Origin of the sequence: Oceanicola granulosus HTCC2516, assembly GCF_000153305.1 — a bacterium.
GTDB lineage: Bacteria > Pseudomonadota > Alphaproteobacteria > Rhodobacterales > Rhodobacteraceae > Oceanicola > Oceanicola granulosus.
On the sequence record NZ_CH724107.1, the window covers coordinates 773,988 to 793,839 of the forward strand.

At 71.9% G+C, this 19,852-nt stretch carries 1 protein-coding gene (running past one end of the window); it reads left to right on the forward strand.

Annotated features, from left to right (window positions below; genetic code table 11):
• A protein-coding gene (locus tag OG2516_RS20645) for a tandem-95 repeat protein (protein WP_040614957.1) crosses the window boundary here: on the forward strand, positions 1 to 19,852 show its 5' portion. It continues 12,611 nt past the right edge of the window; only the first 19,852 of its 32,463 coding nucleotides appear in the window; its start codon is at positions 1 to 3; its stop codon lies beyond the right edge, outside the window.

The window sequence follows — 19,852 nt, forward strand, 5'->3', positions numbered from 1 at the left end:
ATGGCCCTTTCCAGAGAGCTCCTGCTCGCGCTCTTCTCGCTCGACAGCTACAATCGCGGCGCCGATGCTGTCGTCTCCCTTTCCACCGACGCACTCGGCGATGCCACGGTGCTGCCGCCCGACCCGACGCTGGCGGTCGACTGGCAGGAGGCCGGCTACTACGCCGTCGCCTATGACACGAGCGGCATCGACGCGCTGGCCGACGAGGCGGTGCTGGCGTTCCGCGGCACCAACCCGACGCTCGATCCGCACTACTACGACTCGCCCGAGTGGCTCGGCATCTCCGACGACTGGAGCACCGGCAGCGGGCTGCCGGGCGGCAGCGAGGGACGGGTCGCGCTGGCGCTCGACCAGTTCCGCGCGGTCAGGGGCACGACGAGCGACGGGGCGGTCGCGCTCACCGGGCACGGGCTCGGCGGCGGGCTGGCGGGGCTGGTGGCGACGGCCTACGGGCAGGACGCGCTGACGTTCGATCACCTGCCACACGAGCACGCCACGGACGAGCTGTTCGCGCTGGCGCAGACCGACACCGCCGTACAGGACCGCCACTTCGACGGCAGCGCGCCGGCCGCCTTCGACGGCAGCGGCGTCGATACGCTGGCCATCCAGGGCGCGCGCCTCGAGGAGCTGCGGCTCGCCGCCGCGAGCCCGGCGGCGGCGCTCCTGCCGCGGACGGGGCTGCTCGACAGCACGAGCCTCGGCTCGCTGCCGATGCTGGTGCACCTGCAATGGGCGGCGGAGCAGGGCCATACCGACTGGCACCTCGTCGGCGACGAGATCTGGACCGCCTTCTTCGACACCGACATCGCCGAGAGCATCGCGGGCATCGACGCCTTCACCGGCACCGGCGACGCGCTGACCACCATGCAGACGGCGCTGGCCTACTCGGCGCTCGACAGCGGCGAGCGGCCGTTCGGCGACACCGCGATCTGGGCGCTGTTCGACGACGCCGACGAGCTCGGCCGACTCAAGGCGAGCGGGGCGGCGTGGCTCGACGAGCTGGTGCTGACGGACGACGGCTACCAGACGGTGCTGCAGAGCCTCGCCGACCTCGTGGTGCAGAATGCCGCGTCGCTGGCGATCGGCGACGTGGAGGACGACGCGTCGGCGCGGCTCGGCATCCTGTCGCTGCCCGACGGCGCGACGCGATTCGACCTCGCCGCGCTCACCTTCGGCGGCGACACCGGCACCGCGCCGATCAACCTCGACGGCCTGCGCGGGGCGATCCTGCGCCAGAGCGAGTTGTCCGACGAGCGGATCGAGGTGGCGACGGGCTTCGCGTCGCTCGAGGCGCTGTTCACCGAGCTCCTCGGCGTCGGCGTCACCAGCATCGCGTCGATCACCGTGCTCGAGCCGGGCGGTGCGCCGCCAGGTGCCGGCCCCGGCAGCGGGCCGCACGTCATCGTCGGCACCGACGGCGCGGATGTCATCGACGCCGGCGGCACGTCGCAGCCCGTCGTCATCACCTCGGGCGGGGGCGGGGACGTGGTCACCGGCGGCGGCGGCGGCGGCGTCATCACCACCGGCGGCGGCGGCGACAGCGTCACGGGCGGGGGCGGCTCGGAATACATCTACGGCGGCGGCGGCGACGACACGGCCGTGCAGAGCGAGGGCGACGACGTCATCTTCGGCGGCGACGGCTACGACCGCTTCGAGCTGGCGGGCGAGGGCGGGCACGTCGCCACGATCTGGATCTCGCCGTTCCTGCAGTTCCCCTTCACCACGCGCGAGCAGGCGGAAGTCCAGCTGCGGCTCGAACGCGAGGGGTACTCGACGCTGCTCTGGGAGATGGAAGAGGTCATCTTCAGCGAGCGGGCCGACTACGTCCATGTCGGCACCGAGCATGTCGTCGACAGCTTTGACGAGCAGATCCTGATCGACTTCGGTAGGGCCCCGGGCGGCGGGCCCGACGACGACGTGCTGGATTTCATCGCCGGGATCGACAACTTCTACGAGTCGCTCGGTGTCTTCTATCGCAACGGCTACGTCCAGGTCGCCGAGCCGGCGCTGTTCGGCGGCTACCGCGAGGCGATCCGCGACGGCTTCGCCATCGTCAAGACGGTGGACCGCCTGCTCGAGGAGGAGGACGACACCGTCGTTCCCGACATGGTCGGCTTCACGGGCCTGGATTCCGTCTACCTCACCGACGCCGACGACCGCTTCGCCATCACCGGCGACGACGCGGGCACGATCTCGGGCACCGGCGAGATCTACGGTCGCGACGGCGACGACGTGATCTTCATCTCCGACATCGCCGCCGGCGATCTCACGGTCGACGGCGGGGCGGGCGACGACATCCTCATCGTCTCGGGCGGGGAGGGCGTGACCGTCGCCGGCGGCCTCGGCCGCGACGTCATCATCAACTCGACCCCCGACGGGATCCTCTATGGCGACACGCCCACGGGCACCGTCGTCAACGCCGACGGCACGGTCACGCCGGTCGGCGACGGGCCGGAGAACGGCGATCTGTTCTACTTCGCGCCGGGCACCAAGATCATGGACCCGCAGAAGCACGACGTGCTGTCCTACTACGGGATCCCGCTGACGGGCGGCGATGCCTCGGCCTCGTCGGTGTCGTTCCTGCTGGGCGCGCGCACGGGCAGCAAGCACGTGCTCGACGCGGTGGCCAACAGCTTCACCTACTTCGCGCTGGTGAGCACGGCCGCCGAGAACGGGCTGATGCGGACGTTCTTCGACACCTGGCTGCCCAACATCGTCTACGTCGCCGAGGAAGACGGCCGCTTCATCGTCGCCAACACCACCGACCTCCTGTTCCGGGTCGCCACCGGCCTGGCGCTGCCCGACGAGGTGGCCTACGGCGAGGATCTGACCTTCAACACGCGCGGCGTCCTCGAGGTCAACGACTTCGACCTCACCACGTCCGACAACTTCGACATCCCGTGGAAGGAAGACCTCGGCGGTTTCGCGTCGGTCGACGACTCCCTCAACGACAACGTCGGCGACTTCGGGATGCTCTTCAACTTCCCGAACGTCTTCTCGACCATCATGGGCGGCCTCGGTGCCGCGGCCGAACTCGTCCGCGCCACGCCGGCGGGTGTCGGGGCCTTCTTCCAGGCCTACGACGCCATCATGCTCGCCGATGCCGCCAACTGGATGCTGGGCGCCGCGATCCGCTCGGCCAAGGCGCTGGACTGGGTGGACGGGGAAGACCCGCTGATCATCGACCTCGACGGCGACGGGATCGAGACGATCGCCCCCAATCAGGCGCAGGTCTTCTTCGACTTCGACAACGACCTCTTCGCCGAAGCCTCGAGCTGGCTCAACGCCGACGACGGCTTCCTCGTGCGCGACCTCAATGACAACGGCCGCATCGACAACGCCTCGGAGATGTTCGGCACCCAGACGGGCGACGGCTTCGACGATCTCGGCGCGCACGACGACACCGGCGACGGCGCGATCACCAGCGCCGACGCGATCTGGTCGCAGCTGCGCATCTGGCGCGACCTCGACGGCGATGCCGAGACCGATGCCGGCGAGCTCTTCACCCTCGACGAGCTCGGCATCCTGTCGCTCTCGCTCGCGACCGACCCGCTCGACATCACACAGCCCTCGGGCGTGCAGCTCTTCGACACCGCCGAAGTCGCCTTCGCCGACGGCACGGTCACGCGGGCCTACGAGTCGATCTTCGAGACCTTCGAAACCTACACCAAGTACGCCGGCGAGGCAGGCCGCGCGCCCTGGCTCGCCAACCTCGCGGTCGACAACAAGGGCTACGGCTCGATGACCGACCTCAGCGTCGCCATCGCCAATGACATCGCCTTCGGGCAGATCGTGGCCGACGTGGGCGCGTCGATGACGGAGCCCGACTTCCTCGCCCTGCGCGACCAGATCGGCCCGGTCCTGAGCTACTGGGGCCAGACCCTCGAGCGAACCCGCGAGCTGACGCCGGTGCTGGTGCACGAGGATGCCGAGGGCAAGGTCACGCTGGCCGACTACGGGATCTACGTCGAGGACGAGACCGGTGGCTACTGGACGCTGAACAGCGGCGCGCCGGTGCGCGACGGCGGCGGGGCGGTGATCGACCGGCCCAGCCTGTCCGACCTGCTGGCCCAGTCCGCCGGCGCGGGCGAGACATGGCAGCTCGAGCAGACCTGGTCGCCCGCCCTGCGCGGCGCGCCGGTCGCGCATCGCGGCGAGGCGCCCTACCTGATGCGCATCGTCGACGACCGCGCGGTCATCGACGACTGGGGCATCGAGCAGCCCGACGGCTCGTGGCAGCTCGCCAGCGGGCGCGCGATCACCGACGCCTCGGGCGCGCTCATCGCCCGGCCGACCGTGGCCGACATCCTCGCCCTGCCGCGCGAGGCGGGGCAGGAGTGGCGGGTCGAGGAGATCGGGCACAACCCGCTCGCCGACCTCGACGTCGAGCATATCGGCGTGCGCGTCACCGACGGCATCGTCGTGGACTACACCGTCGAGCTGACCGACCAGGACGGCACCTTCCACGTCTGGGCACGCAACCTCGACCGGGCGCTGGAGCTGCAGTTCAAGACGGGCGACAGCCGCGAGTTCCAGCTGCGCAACTATGCCGTCGACCTCGACACGCTCGACGAGGTCGGCTCGCGCGACGAGAGCGCCTACCGCGTCGAGCTGCTGACGCCCGGCCAATTCCACTTCGCCACCAGCCTCGGCGGCTACGACTTCCACCCCGAGATGCTCTCGGCCACGCTCGACAACACGACCGGCCTGATCGATTACCGCGTGACCGCCGACGGCGACTACACGCTGTCCACCGAGACCTACGAATCGGTCATCGCCCCGATGATCGAGCTGATCGGCGCCAACTTCCAGCAATACGTCCTGATCAGCCGCCGCCTCGCCGTCCGGCTGGCGCTGCAGGACGGGCTCAAGGATTTCGCGCCCGATCTCGAGTACGACCCGGAGCTCGACGTCTTCCAGCCGACCTCGGGCCGTGGCCTGTTCCCGATGTTCGAGGCGATCTTCGCGGCCGCGCCGGGCAGCAACGCCGACGACGCGGTGGTCGACTACCTGATCAACTGGAACGCGATCCTCACCCAGGTCTACCCGGACTACCAGCCCGCCGATCCCAAGTTCTTCTTCGACTCCACCGTCGCCATCGACCAAGCCTCCGTCTTCCAGATGGCGCTCGCCGCCTACGAGGCGCACCCGCTCGACATCGACGTGCCGACGCTGGCCAACGCCTTCAGCGTCGACGAGCGCCGCCTCGTCGAACACGCGCCCGCCGACACGGAGGTGCGCGGGCACGAGGGGGTGAACTTCTTCTACCTCACCGGGGGCGATCAGACGGTCGTCGGCAGCTACGACGCCGACACGCAGGCCTTCGACCCCGAAGAGGTGCAGATCGACGTCTACTTCATCGGCGCCGACGCCGGCGACGACGTCATCTACGACCGCGACCTCGGCGACCAGGACCAGCTGCGCTTCACCAGCCTGCGCTCGGACGAGGTGCGGGCGGTGCGCGACGGGGAGGACCTCTACCTCTACTACAACGACGGCGCCAACCACGTGCTGCTACGCGACCAGTTCCTCGGCGAGCGCAACGCGCTGCTGGGCAACGGCGAGCGCAGCCAGACCGGCGTCGACGAGATCGTCTTCGCCGACAGCGCCGTCTGGGACCGCCAGCGCATGGCGTTCAACGTCGTCGACTTCGAGCGCGCCGCCGGCGACTTCAACGACGCCTATTACGGCTCGGGCTCGGGCGACGTCATGTTCGGCGGGCTCGGCAACGACTACCTGAGCGGCGGCGCGGGGGGCGACACCTACATCTTCCGCATCGGCGACGGCCAGGACGTGATCGACGACGTCGGCGGCTTCTCCTTCGGGCCGGTGCAGGCGGGGCTCGACTTCCTGATGTTCCGCGGCGAGATCACCGAGGACACGATCCGGCTGACCCGCGACGGCGCCTCGACGGACGTGCTCATCACCATTCTCGACAGCGCGGGCAACGAGACCGGCGATTCCGTGCTGCTGGTCAACCAGTTCGGCGGGCTGCGCCTGAACCTCGGCGGTTTCGCCGAGGCCATCGGCACCGACGAAGGGCTCGACTTCGTCGCCCCCAACCAGATCGAGAAGATCGTCTTCGAGCGGGGCGGGATGCTGAGCTTCTCCGAGCTCGTGGACCGCGTGCTCGAAAATGCCCGCACCGACGGCGACGACGCGATCTACGGGGTGCTCAACGACAACACCCTCGACGGCGGCGCGGGCGACGACTACCTCACCGGCCAGTCCGGCTTCGACACCTACATCTTCGGGCGCGGCTACGGGCGCGACGTGATCGAGGACAAGGACTTCGCCTCCGCGCTGTTCGGCCCCAAGGACGACCTGCTCCAGTTCACCGACGACATCCGCTGGACCGACCTCGACTTCCTGCGCGACGGCAGCTCCGACACCCTCACCCTGCGCATCTCGGGCACCGAAGACGAGGCGATCCTGCCCGACTTCCTCGAGGAGATCCTGCTCGTCGGCTACCTGAACCTGATCGAGGAGATCGAGTTCTCCGACGGCACCACGTGGTCCTACCTCAAGCTGCTGCAGCATTATGTCGACATCGCCAGGACCGACGGTAACGACACCATCTACGGCTTCGAAACCATCTCCGACCGCCTCGACGGCGGCCTCGGCGACGACCGGCTCGAGGGCCAGAGCGCCGGCGACACCTACGTCTTCGCCGCAGGCTACGGCAGCGACACGGTGTTCGACAGCGCCGGGGCCGACAAGATCGAGTTCGTCGGGCTGACGTCGGAGGACGTGGAGTTCTCGCGGACCGCGCTCGACCTGATCATGACGATCAAGGGCACCAGCGACCGGATCGTGCTGGAGAACCAGTACGTTCGCGCCGGCCAGCAGGCGCACGCGGTCGAGCTCTTCCAGTTCACCGACCGCAGCCTCGACTACACCGACTTCAACCCCGAAGATCTCGACCTCGTCGGCACCGCGGCGGGGGAGACGATCACCGGCTCGAACTTCGGCGAACTGCTCGACGGGCAGGCGGGCGACGACACGCTGATCGGGGGCGACGGCGGCGACATCTACCGCTTCGACATCGGCTACGGGCAGGACGTGATCGTCGACACCCGCGTGCGCGCCGCCTGGAACGACCGCAAGGGCATCGTCGTGCGCGAGGACGACGTGGTCGAGCTGGGGGCCAGCATCACCCGCGACAACGTCGTCTTCACCAAGGACGGCAACGACCTCGTCGTCTCCGTCGCCGAACACGCCGACACCCTGCGCATCCGCAACCAGTTCCTCGACCTCGACAACGGCGTCGAGCGGTTCGACTTCGCCAGCGACGGCAGCTTCATGCTGATCTCCGACGTCGAGGAGCTGCTGCAGATCGAGGGCGGCAACCGGGGCGACAACGTCATCGTCGGCAACCCGACCGCGCCGAACGTGCTCGACGGACGGCAGGGCGACGACCGGCTCGTCGGCGGCAGCGCGGCCGACACCTACGCCTTCGGCGCAGACTACGACTTCGACCGGATCGAGGAGGCGGTGGACGCCGACGGCGTGATCGACCGCGTGCAGTTCGGGGCCTCCGTCACCCGCGACGCGCTGCGCATCACGCGCGCCGGCGACGACCTGGTGATCGACCTCGGCAACGGCACCGACGTGCTGACCATCGCCGGCGGGCTCGCCGACACCCGCGTCGAGGAGTTCCGCTTCGCCGACGGCACCGTGCTGACCCTCGACGAGATCATCGACCGGATGCTCACCGGCACCGAGCGCGACGAGGAGCTGCTCGGGCTAGACAACCGCGATGACACCCTCTCCTCGGGCGCGGGCTCCGACGCGATGGAAGGCGGCGACGGCGACGACAGCTACCTCTGGGGCTACGGCGACGGGCTCGACAGCATCCGCGACACCGCCGGCATCGACCGGCTGGTCTTCGGGGCCGGCGTCAGCCCCGCCACCGTCACTTTCGACGCCATCGGCGACGACCTCGTGATCCGGCTCGCGGCGACGGACGAACGCCTCGCCGTGCTCGGGGGGCTCGGCGACAGGCCCGTCGAGCTGTTCGTCTTCGATGACGGCACCGAGCTGACGCTGGCCGAGGTCGAGCGCATCATCCGCGACGGCCGCGACACCGGCGGGCAGGATACCGTCGAGACCGCCGCGTTGCCCGACGGCCTCGCCGTCAATCCCGGCGGCGGGCACGATCTCGTCGTGCTGGGCGAGGGCGGCTTCGTCGTCGTCACCGGGGAATCGGGGATCGACCGCGTGCAGATGGCGCCCGGCGCCGGGGACGCGCTGGTCAGCCTGCCGCAATGGGATCCGACGCGCGTCAGCGTGCGCCGCGCGAGCGCCGAGGGCGACGACCTGGTCCTCGGCTTTCAGAGCGGCGGCGCGCAGCTGATCGTCGTCGGCGCGCTCGGCGGTGGCGCGGTGCCGCGCCTGCGCTTCGCCAGCGGCGAGGAATGGGGCGCGGCCGAGCTGGTGCAAGCCTACGTCGACAGTCAGATCGGGCCGGGCGACGACATCGTGCGCGGCAGCGACCGCGACGACGTCATCGAGGGGCGCGGCGGAGACGACCAGCTGCGCGGCGACCGGGGCGACGACGTCTACCGCTTCACCATCGGCGACGGGCAGGACGTCATCGAGGACATCGCCGGCACCGACCGGCTCGAGCTCGTCGGCTACCGGCCCGAGGACGTGCGCGTCGAGCGGCTGGCGGCGGACCGCGACGATCTGATCCTGACCTTCGCCGGCAGCGACGACGCCGTCATCATCCGGGGCGCGGCGCTCGAGAGCGTGGTCTTCTCCTACGGCACCAGCTGGAGCCGCGACGCGCTGCTAGACCTCGTGAACGCCACCGGCTCGGACGGCGACGATCTGCTCACCGGCACGCCGGGCAGCGAGGTCTACCGCCCCGGCTTCGGCAACGACCACGTCGTCGACGGCCTCGGCGACGACGTCTACACCTTCGCGCGCGGCGACGGGCAGGACCGGATCGAGAGCGCGGGCGGCGCGGACGGCTTCGGCGCGGTGCTCTTCGGCGCGGGGATCGCGCTCGAGGACGTCACCGCCAAGCGCGATGCCGAGGGCAACCTGATCCTGCTGATCGCCGGCGGCGACGACCGGCTGACGCTGGTCGACCCGGCGGCCGATCCCGACGCCATCGTCGGCACCCTGCGCTTCGCCGACGGGCGTACGCTCGAGGTCGCGGACCTTGCGCGCGCGCTGCCGGCGACGGACGGCGACGACCACGTCATCGTCCCCTCCGGCGCGCCGAGCGATCCCGAGCCGGCGACCAACCTCTTCGGCCGCGCGGGCAACGACACGCTGGAGACGGGCCGCGGCGCGGACGTCCTCGACGGCGGGCTCGGCAACGACCTGCTGCAGGGCCACAGCGGCGGCGACACCTACGTCTTCGGCCACGGCGACGGGCAGGATGTCATCGCCGACGTCGAGGAGCTGTCGGCCAGCGCCGTCGACACCCTGCGCTTCGAGGCCGGCATCCTGCCCGGGCACGTGGTCGTGCTCTCGACCGGCCCGTCCGACCTCGTCATCGGCCTCGCAGGCCGCGAGGAGCGGCTGACCCTGCGCGGCTTCTTCGACGGCGGCGGCAAGGACAAGCTGATCGAGCGGTTCGTCTTCGCCACCGGCGAGACGTGGACGCTCGACGACATCCTCGCGCGCGCCGTGACCGGCAGCGCGGCGGACGAGGTGATCGACGTCGGCACCGCGCACGGCTTCGAGCTGACCCTCACGGGCGGGCGCGGCGACGACACCCTCGCGGGCGGCGTGGGCGACAGCACCTACCTCTTCGCGCCCGGCGACGGGGCGGACGTGGTGGTCGAGAGCGGCAGCTTCACCTTCTCGACCAACGTCGTCGAGTTCGGCGCGGGTTTCGACGCCGCCGACCTCGTCGCGGTGCGCGCGGGCGACGACCTGCTGCTGCGCTTCGTCGGCCACGAGGACCAGCTGACGATCCGCGACCACTTCGCCACCACGGCGCGGCCGATCGACCTGTTCCAGTTCGCCTCCGGCCCCGGCCTCACCGCCGCGACGGTCGAGGCGGCGCTCGTCAGCGAGGCGGCGGCGCAGCGCGCCCTCCATCCGAGCACGCCCGACCACGACCCCTTCACCGACCCGCTCTTCGCCATGGGGCAGGGCGGCAGCGGCATCGGCGGCGGCTCCGGCGGCGGCAGCGCGCCGGCCGACCTGCCGCGCACGCTGACCGCGTCGGACGGCGTGGTGGATGTCTTCGAGCTCTTCGTTCCGCTCGAGGATCCCGGCACCGCGCTCACAACCGTCACCGGCTTCGAGACCGGCGACCTCGGCGACGTCCTCGACATCCGGCTGGCGGCTGGCCTCGCGGGCGAGGTGGTCGTGCGGCAGGAGGGCGCGGACAGCTACGTCTACTTCGTCGACGAGGGCACCACCTCGCTCGACGCCGCCCGGATGCTGGTGCGGCTGGTCGACACCGACATGACGGCGCTGACCTCCGCCAACTTCAACGGCGCGCCCTTCGGCACCACCGCCTCGCAGACCATCACCGGCACCAACGACCCGGGCACGCTCACCGGCGGCTGGGGCGACGACACCCTCGACGGCGGCCACGCCGCCGACACGCTCACCGGCGGGCCGGGCGACGACTCGCTCGAGGGCGGCCGCGGCAGCGATCTCTACCTGTTCGAGGCGGGCTTCGGACAGGACCGGATCCGCGATCTCGGGCTCACCTCCTTCTATTCCCCGCTCGACGTGGTCGAGTTCGGCGAGGGCCTGGCGCTGGCCGACCTGCGGGTCGAGTCGACGGGGACCTCGCTGATCCTCACCTTCGCGGGCCGCACCGACCGGCTGGTGGTGGAGGAGACCCTCAGCCACGACCGCAGCCGGATCGAGACCTACCGCTTCGCCGACGGGCAGGAGCTGAGCCACGCCGAGATGCTCGCCCGCGCCACGGCGCCCGACGAGAGCGACCAGACCCTCCACGGCGGCTTCGACGGCGAGACGCTCGACGGGGGCGGCGGCAACGACAGCCTGTTCGCCGGCAGCGGCGACGACGTCATCACGGGCGGCCCCGGCAACGACTGGCTGCGCGGCGGCTTCGGCAACGACACCTACAGCTTCGCGTCCGGCTTCGGGCAGGACACGATCTCCGACGACGGCCGGACAAACAACTCCCCCACCGACGCAGTGATCTTCGGGGCCGGCCTATCCGCGGCCGATCTGCGGGTGCGCACCGACGGCAGCGACCTCGTCCTCACCTTCGCCGGCACCGAAGACCGGCTCGTCGTCGAGAACACGTTCAACAGCGGAAACTACCGCCTCGAAAGCTACGTCTTCTTCGACGGCACCACGCTCACACACGCGCAGGTGGCGGCACTGGCTTGGCTGGCGGACGACACCGACCAGCAGCTCATCGGCGACTACGACGGCAACCTGCTCGAGGGCGGCGGCGGCAACGACAGCCTGTTCGGCGGCAATGGCGACGACACGCTCGAAGGCGGCGTCGGCAACGACTACCTGCAGGGCGGCTTCGGAAACGACGTCTACGGCTTCGAGGCCGGGTTCGGGCGCGACCTCATCTGGGACGACGGCCGGACGGCCAATTCGCCGGCGGACGTGGTCGAGTTCGGCGCGGGGCTGTCGCTGGCCGACCTCGAAGTGACGGCGACGCCGCAGGACCTGATCCTGACCTTCGCCGGCCGCGACGACCGGCTCACGCTGTCGCGCACCGTCGACCGGCTCAGCGACCGCATCGAGCTGGTGCGCTTCGCCGACGGTTACGAGCTCACCCACGACGACCTGCTCGCCCTCGCCTGGGTGCCGAGCGATGCCGACCAGACCTTCACCGGCGGTTCGTCCTCCGAGACCCTGTCGGGCGGTGGCGGCAACGACAGCCTGTCCGGCCTCGACGGCGAGGACACGCTGACCGGCGGGCCGGGCAACGACGTGCTGAGCGGCGGCGACAGGAACGACGTCTACCGCTTCGAGGTGGGCTTCGGGCAGGACATCGTCTCGGATGACGGCTGGTCGACCCGATCCGGCGCGGACGTGCTCTCCTTCGGCCCCGGCTTCTCGGCGGACGACCTGGAGGCGCGGGCCGACGGGGCGGACCTCGTCGTGTCGTTCAGCGGCCGCGACGAGCGCGTCACTATCGCGCGCGCGCTCGAGCACAGCGATTTCATCGTCGAGACGCTGCTGTTCGACGACGGCACCACCGTCGCCTTCGCCGACCTGCTCGCGCGGGTGCAGGCCGGCACGGCGGGCGACGACCTGCTGCCCGGCACCCAGGCCGGCGACAGCCTCGCCGGTCTCGCGGGAGACGACACGCTCACGGGCAACAACGGCGACGACGACCTCGACGGCGGCGCGGGCGACGACACCCTCACCGGCGGCGCCGGGGCCGACACGCTCACCGGCGGCGCGGGCAACGACAGCCTCACCGGCGATGACGGCGCCGACACGCTCACCGGCGGGGCGGGCGACGACAGCCTGACGGGCGGACGCCACGACGACACCTACCTCTTCGCGCCCGGCTTCGGTCACGACAGCCTGCTCGAGCACGACGGCTCGTCCTCGTGGTCGGGCAACGACACGGTGGTGTTCGACGGCATCCTGTCCACGGAGGTGACGGTCTACATCGACGGCGACGACCTCGTGCTCGCCACCGATGCGGGCGACGAGCTGCGCCTCGTCGACACCGTCGCGGGCGGTGCGGCGCGTGTCGAGACGGTCAGCTTCGCCGATGGCACGAGCTGGAGCCACGCCAACATGATCGCCGCGGCGCGGCCCTATGCCGAGCGCCCGCTCGGGCTGGTCCAGCAGGGCGATCCGGCCAACAACCTGCTCGAGGGCGGGCCGGGCGACGACACGATCAACGGCCTGGCCACCGCGAGCCGGATGCTCGGTGAGGGCGGCAACGACACCCTCACCGGCGGCGGGGGCAACGACACCCTCTCGGGCCAGGGCGGCAGCGACGTCTACAGCTTCGCGGCGGGCTTCGGGCGGGACATCCTCGACGACGGCGGCGCCAACACGGGCGACGGCTCGGGCAATCACGACATCGTCCGCTTCGACGCCACCGTTGCGCCGGCCGACGTGGTGGTCGAGGAGACGGCGGGCGGCGACCTCGTGCTGCGCCTCTCCGCGACCGGCGACCGGCTGACCATCGTCGGCGGCGCGGCCGTCGACCCCGCAACCGGTGGTATCGACGCGGTGCACCTCTCCGACGGGACGATCTGGGACCACGCCGCCCTGCTGGCGCGCGCCGTTCCGCCCGCCGGGGGGCAGGACATCACCGCGCCGACCGGCGTCGTCGACGACAGCCTCACCGGCGCGGGGGGCGACGACGACATCAGGGGCGTGGGCGGGCAGGACACGCTCGCCGGGCTCGGCGGCAACGACGACCTCTACGGCGGCGACGGCGACGACGTGCTCGAGGGCGGGGCGGGCAACGACGGCCTCTACGGCGGCCCGGGCAGCGACACCTACAAGTTCTCCCTCGGCTTCGGGCAGGACCGGCTGAGCGACGGCGATAACGGCGAGGCGGCGCGCGTCGACCGCGTCGAGTTCGACGGCACCCTCAGCTCGTCCGACCTGCGCGTCTACACCGACGGCGGGATGCTCTTCCTGACCTTCGCGGGCACCGACGACGTGCTGTGGGTGTTCCACGGCGGCGAGAGCGGCGAAGAAGGAGCGCCCTCCGACGACCCGTTCACCGAGGTCGTCTTCAGCGCCGAGGCGCGGACCTACACCTTCGCCGAAATCCTCGTTCTCGCCGCGCCGCTGCCCCGGGCCGAGCAATCGGGCGACGTCGCCGACGAGACTCTGGCCGGCGGCGACGGCGCCGACGTCATCTCTGGCCTCGGCGGCGACGACAGCCTGTCGGGCGGGGCCGGCAATGACAGCCTCGACGGCGGGCCGGGGGCCGACATCCTCGCGCCGGGCCTCGGCCGCGACAGGCTGGAGGGCGGGCCGGGAGCCGACACCTTCCTGCTCGAGGACGGCTTCGACTACGTCTTCCTTGAAGCGCCACTCTTCTACGACACGACGATCGACATCCTGTCGCTCACCCACCTCGCGGCGGCCGACGTCGTCGTCGGCGAGAGCCCGGACTACTACCTGCAGATCGCGCGCGCGTCTGGCGAGGGGCGGGTGGTGCTCGACTACGACCTGCAGGTCGAGGTGCGGCTGTCGGACGCGACGTGGTCGATGGACGACCTCTGGGCGATGGCCGACGTCACCGGACGTGACGGGATCTCGGACTTCGCCGGATCGGACGAGCCCGAGATCGGCGGCGGCACCCGCGACGACACGCTTTACGCCTCCTTCTACGGCGCCACGACCCTGTCGGGCCTCGAGGGCGCCGACCAGCTCTACGGGCGCGACAACGACGACGTGCTGATCGGCGGCGCCGGGCACGACCTGCTCGACGGCGGCGAGGGCGACGACACCTACATCTTCGAGGCCGCCTTCGGCCACGACGTGCTCGTCCTGAGCCGGTACGACACCGACCTCGACGTGGTCGTGTTCGGCACCGGCATCGCGCCCGCCGACGTCACCGTCGGCCTCGCGGGCGACAACCTGCTGCTTCTGCTCGACGGCGGCGCGCACAGCATCGAGCTGCGCCCGAGCCACGGCGACGTCGTCACGCCGCTTGCCGAGGTGCGCTTCGCCGACGGCACGATCTGGGACGGCGCGACGCTCGCGGGCATGGCGAGCGCCGCGCCCGCGCCGCTCACCGGCACGGCGAGCGACGACACGCTCACCGGCACCGACGCCTGGGAGCGGCTGTCCGGCGGCGATGGCGACGACGTCCTGTCGGGCGGTTCGGGCAACGACAGCCTGTTCGGCGGCAATGGCGACGACAGCCTCACCGGCGGCGGCGGCGACGACGCGCTGTCGGACGACGGCGGCGGTGCGACCTACCTGTTCTCCGCGGGCTTCGGGCAGGACACGATCACCCACCGGCTCGATCCGGCCGCGCCCGGCGTCATCGTCTTCGACGCCACCGTCTCGCCCGGCGACATCAGCGTCTCGGGCGGCGGCGAGTTCGACGACATCACGCTGCACTTCGCCAACGGCGCGGACCGGCTGACGATCCTGAGCTGGGGCCCCGACGACGCCAGCTACGGCATCGACCGGGTCGACTTCCACGACGGCACCAGCTGGACCGCCGCCGATCTCGCGGCGATGGCCGCCGATGCCGGGGGCGTGAGCCTCGAGGGCGACAACCCGCCCGTTCCCGAGGGCGGGGCGGGCGACGACACGATCACCGGCAGCGACGGCGACAACCGCCTCGCCGGCCACGGCGGCAACGACTCGCTGGTCGGCCTGCGCGGGCGCGACACCCTCGTCGGCGGCGCCGGCGACGACACGCTCGACGGTGGGCGCGACGCCGACATCTACGAGTTCTCCGCCGGCTTCGGGCAGGACCTGATCACCAACACCGGCTGGACCTCCGCGAGCGACGAGGTGGTCTTCGACGCCACCATCGATCCCGCCGACCTGATCGTCGAGGAGGCCGCCGACGGATCGGGCGACATGGTGCTGCGCATCGCCGGCACCAGCGACCGCATCACCATCGAGGGCGCGGCCGACGACGACCATATCGGCGCGGTGCGCTTCGCCGACGGCACCCGCTGGGACTGGGACGCGCTGATCGCGCGCATGGTCCCGGCGGCGGGCGAGACGGTGGAGACCTCGCTCGGCGACGACACCATCCTCGGCACCGCCGACAGCGACCTGCTCGACGGCCTCGCGGGCAACGACGTGCTGCAAGGGGGCGCGGGGCGCGACACGCTCATCGGCGGCGCCGGCAACGACGACCTCGCCGGCGGCACCGGCCGCGACATCCTCACCGACGCGGACGGCGACGACGTCTACCGCTACGCCCTCGGCGACGGCATCGACCGGATCACCGACCTCGCGGGCTTCGACCGGCTCCTGTTCGGCGCGGGCATCGTGCCGTCCGACGTCACCGTCAGCGGGCGCGACGGGGCGGACCTCGTGCTGCGCCTCGCCGACGGCGGCAGGATCGAGCTGATCGGCGCGCTCGGCGACGCGGCGCAGGCGATCGAGGAGGTGGCCTTCGCCGACGGCACCGTCTGGACCCGCGCCGACCTGATCGGCTTCGCCACCGCCGGCACCGATGCCGTCCAGCGCCTGCACGGCTCCGACCTCGGCGACAGCATCGACGCGGGCGGCGGCGACGACAGCGTCTTCGGCGGGCTCGGCGACGACAGCCTGTCGGGCGGCTCCGGCATGGATCGGCTCGAGGGCGGCGCGGGCGACGACACGCTCGCCGCAGGGCCGGGCGGCGGCACCCTGCTGGGCGGCGCCGACGACGACACCTACCGCTTCGCGGCGAGCGACGGGCAGGTGATCGTCGAAGACAGCGCCGGGACCGACCGGATCGAGATGGACGCCGGCCTCGCCCCGGCGGACGTGAGCGTCCATCCGAGCGGCGACGACCTCGTGCTCCGCGTCGACGGCACGGAAGCGCGGCTCGTCCTGCGCGGCGCACGCGCCGACGCGACCGCCGAGATCGAGCAGGTCGTCTTCGCCGACGGCACCGTCTGGACCCCGGCCACCCTGCGCGCGCTCGCGGCGGCCAACGGAGGCGACGCGCAGAGCATCGAGAGCGACGCCACCGGCGAGACCATCGACGCCGGCGCGGGCGACGACACCCTCACCGACCTCGGCGGCGACGACAGCTTCTCCGGCGGCACGGGCGACGACAGCATCGAGGGCGGGGCGGGCGACGACACCCTCGCCGGCGGCCCGGGCGACGACACGCTGAGCGATGCGAGCGGCGACGACGTCTACCACTTCGCGGCAGGCGACGGGCAGGACCGGATCGAGGATCTCGCGGGCCTCGACCGGATCGAGCTCGGCGCGGGCATCGCGGCCGCCGACGTCCGGGTCAGCCAGCAGGGCGGCAGCGACATCGTCCTGCACCTGCCCGGCGAGGAGCGGATCACGCTGGCCGGTGCGCTGTCCGATCCCGACCGGGCGATCGAGGAGGTCCGCTTATTCAGCGGCGTGAGCTGGACCTTCGCCGACATCCTCGCCGCCGCGCTCGCCGGCAGCGAGGCGCGCGACGAGATCACCGGCACCGGCGCGGGCGAGACGCTCGCGGGCCTCGGCGGCGACGACAGCCTCGACGGGCAGGGGGGCGACGACACCCTCTTCGGCGGCGCGGGCTCCGACGAGCTGGTAGGCGGTGACGGCAACGACCTGCTCGAGGGCGGCGCGGGGCTCGACAGCCTCGAGGGCGGCGCGGGCGACGACATCTACCGCTTCGACGCGGGCGACGGGCAGGACATCATCGACGACGCCTCCGGCCTCGACCGCCTCGAGTTCGGCCCCGGCATCGCGCCGGGCGACGTCGACGTCGGCAAGACCGAGACCGACCTGATCCTGCGCCTGCCCGGCGAGGAGCGGGTGACGATCCGCGATGCCTTCGGCAGCGGCGTCATCGAGACCGTCGCCTTCGCCGACGGCACCCTCTGGAGCGCCGCCGACCTGCGCGCGCGCGCCACCGCCGGGACGGCGGGCGACGACAGCTACAGCGGCACCGAGGGCGACGACACGCTGATCGGCCTCGGCGGCGACGACAGCCTCTTCGGCCTCGGCGGCGACGACAGCCTCTCGGGCGGTGCCGACGACGACCTGCTCGAGGGCGGCGACGGGGCCGACGAGCTCAGCGGCGGGCCGGGCTTCGACAGCCTCGCGGGCGGGCTCGGCGACGACCTCTACCTGTTCGCGCGGGGCGACGGCGTCGACGACATCGACGTGCCCGGCGACGGGAGCGCCGACGTCCTGCGGATCGCGGGCTACGGGCTCGACGAGGTGCGCTTCTCGCGCACCGGCATCGACGCCGCCGACCTCACCATCCGCTTCGCCGACAGCACCGACCGTCTCACCCTGCGCGGCGCCTTCGCCGACAGCACCTCGCTCGCCGAGATCGTCATCGCCGACAGCCTCGCGACCCTCACGCTCGCCGAGATCGCCGCCCGCGTCGCCCCCGACCTCGGCATCGACGGCAGCCTCCATTACGGCGACGACACCGCCAACACCCTCACCGGCGGCGCGCTCGCCGACTACTTCGACGGCGGCGACGGGGCCGACACGATGTTCGGCGGCGGCGGCGACGACATCTTCGGCGACCTGCTCACCGACACCGCCAGCGACAGCTACACCGGCGGCGCGGGCCGCGACGTCTACCGCTTCCTGCCGAGCTTCGATCTGCCCGCCGACATCGCCGAGGACGTCATCACCGACTTCGTCGCCGGCGACGACGGCGACATCGTCCGCCTCGCGACGAGCACCCCGAATCCCTTCGAGACGGGCCGGCTGCGGCTGCGCCAGGACGGGGCGGACGCGGTGGTCGACCTGTTCGCCGACGACGGCAGCAGTCGCTCCGTCCTGCGCCTCGCGGGCGTCTCGGCGGGCGACCTCACCCCGGCCAACTTCGGCGGCGTCGCGCTCGAGCGGGCGGTCGGCGGCATCAGCGACGGTGCGGACGGCAGCGAGATCGGCGGCGGGCCGCTCGCCGACCTGATCTTCGGCAACGGCGGCGGCGACATCCTGCGCGGCTTCGGCGGCGACGACAGCCTCGCCGGCGGCGCCGACGACGACAGCCTGTTCGGCGGCTTCGGCGCGGACCTGCTCTCGGGCGACGCCGGGCACGACGACCTGAAGGGCGGCGGCGGCGACGACGTGCTCTCGGGCGGTGCGGGCGACGACACGCTCTTCGGCGGCGACGACGAGGCGGAGTTCGCGGGCAACGACGTCTTCTCCGGTGGCCTCGGCGACGACACGCTGTTCGGCGGGACCGGGAACGACACCTACGTCTTCGGCGCCGACGACGGCACCGACCGCATCACCGACGCCGGCGGCGACGACCGGATCAGCTTCGCCGCCGGCGTCGCGCCGGAGGACGTCTCGGTGCGGCAGGCGGGCCACGACCTCGTGCTGCGCGTCGTCGGCGGCACCACGCGGATCGTGCTGGTCGACGCGCTGGCGGGCGGCACCTCCATCGAGACGGTGGCCTTCGACGACGGCACCGCCTGGACGTGGGACGACCTGCTCGACGCCTCGATGCTCGGCACCGACGGCGACGACAGCCTCGCGCTCGTGGACGGCCTGACGCTCGACGGCGCGGGCGGCAACGACAGCCTCACCGGCGGCGACGGCGGCGAGACGCTCGTCGGCGGGCCGGGCGACGACGTGCTGAAGGGCGGCCTCGGCGACGACGTCTACCGCTTCGCCCTCGGCGACGGGCAGGACCGCATCGAGGACGTCGCGGGCGCCAACGTGCTCCTCTTCGGCCCCGGCATCCTCCCCGACGACGTGCGCGTCGTGCCGGGGCGCGCGACGCTGGTGCTCGAGATCGCCGGCACCGGCGACCGCGTCGACCTCGGCGTCGCGCCGGCGGCGGGGATCGGCTTCGAGGTGCGCTTCGAGGACGACGCGACGATATGGCAGGCGGCGGACCTCGTGGCGTTGGCGCTCGCCTCCACCGACGGCGACGATGTCCGCTTCGGCAGCGCCGACGGCGAGACGCTCGCGGGCGGCGCGGGCGACGACCGGCTGGTCGGGCTCGGCGGCGACGACGACCTCGCGGGCGGCGCGGGGGTCGATCTGCTCGAGGGCGGCGAGGGCGACGACACCTACCGCTTCGGCCCGGGCGACGGACAGGATCGCATCGCCGACGCGGGCGGCGCGGCCGACGTGCTGGCCCTCGGCGCGGGCATCGGCCCCGACGACGTGCGCGTTTCCCAGAGCAGCGACGGCAGCGCGCTGATCCTGCACATCGGCACCACCGGCGAGCGCATCCGCATCGAGGACGCGCTCGGCGCGGGCCGCATCGAGACGGTGCGCTTCGAGGGCGGGCCGG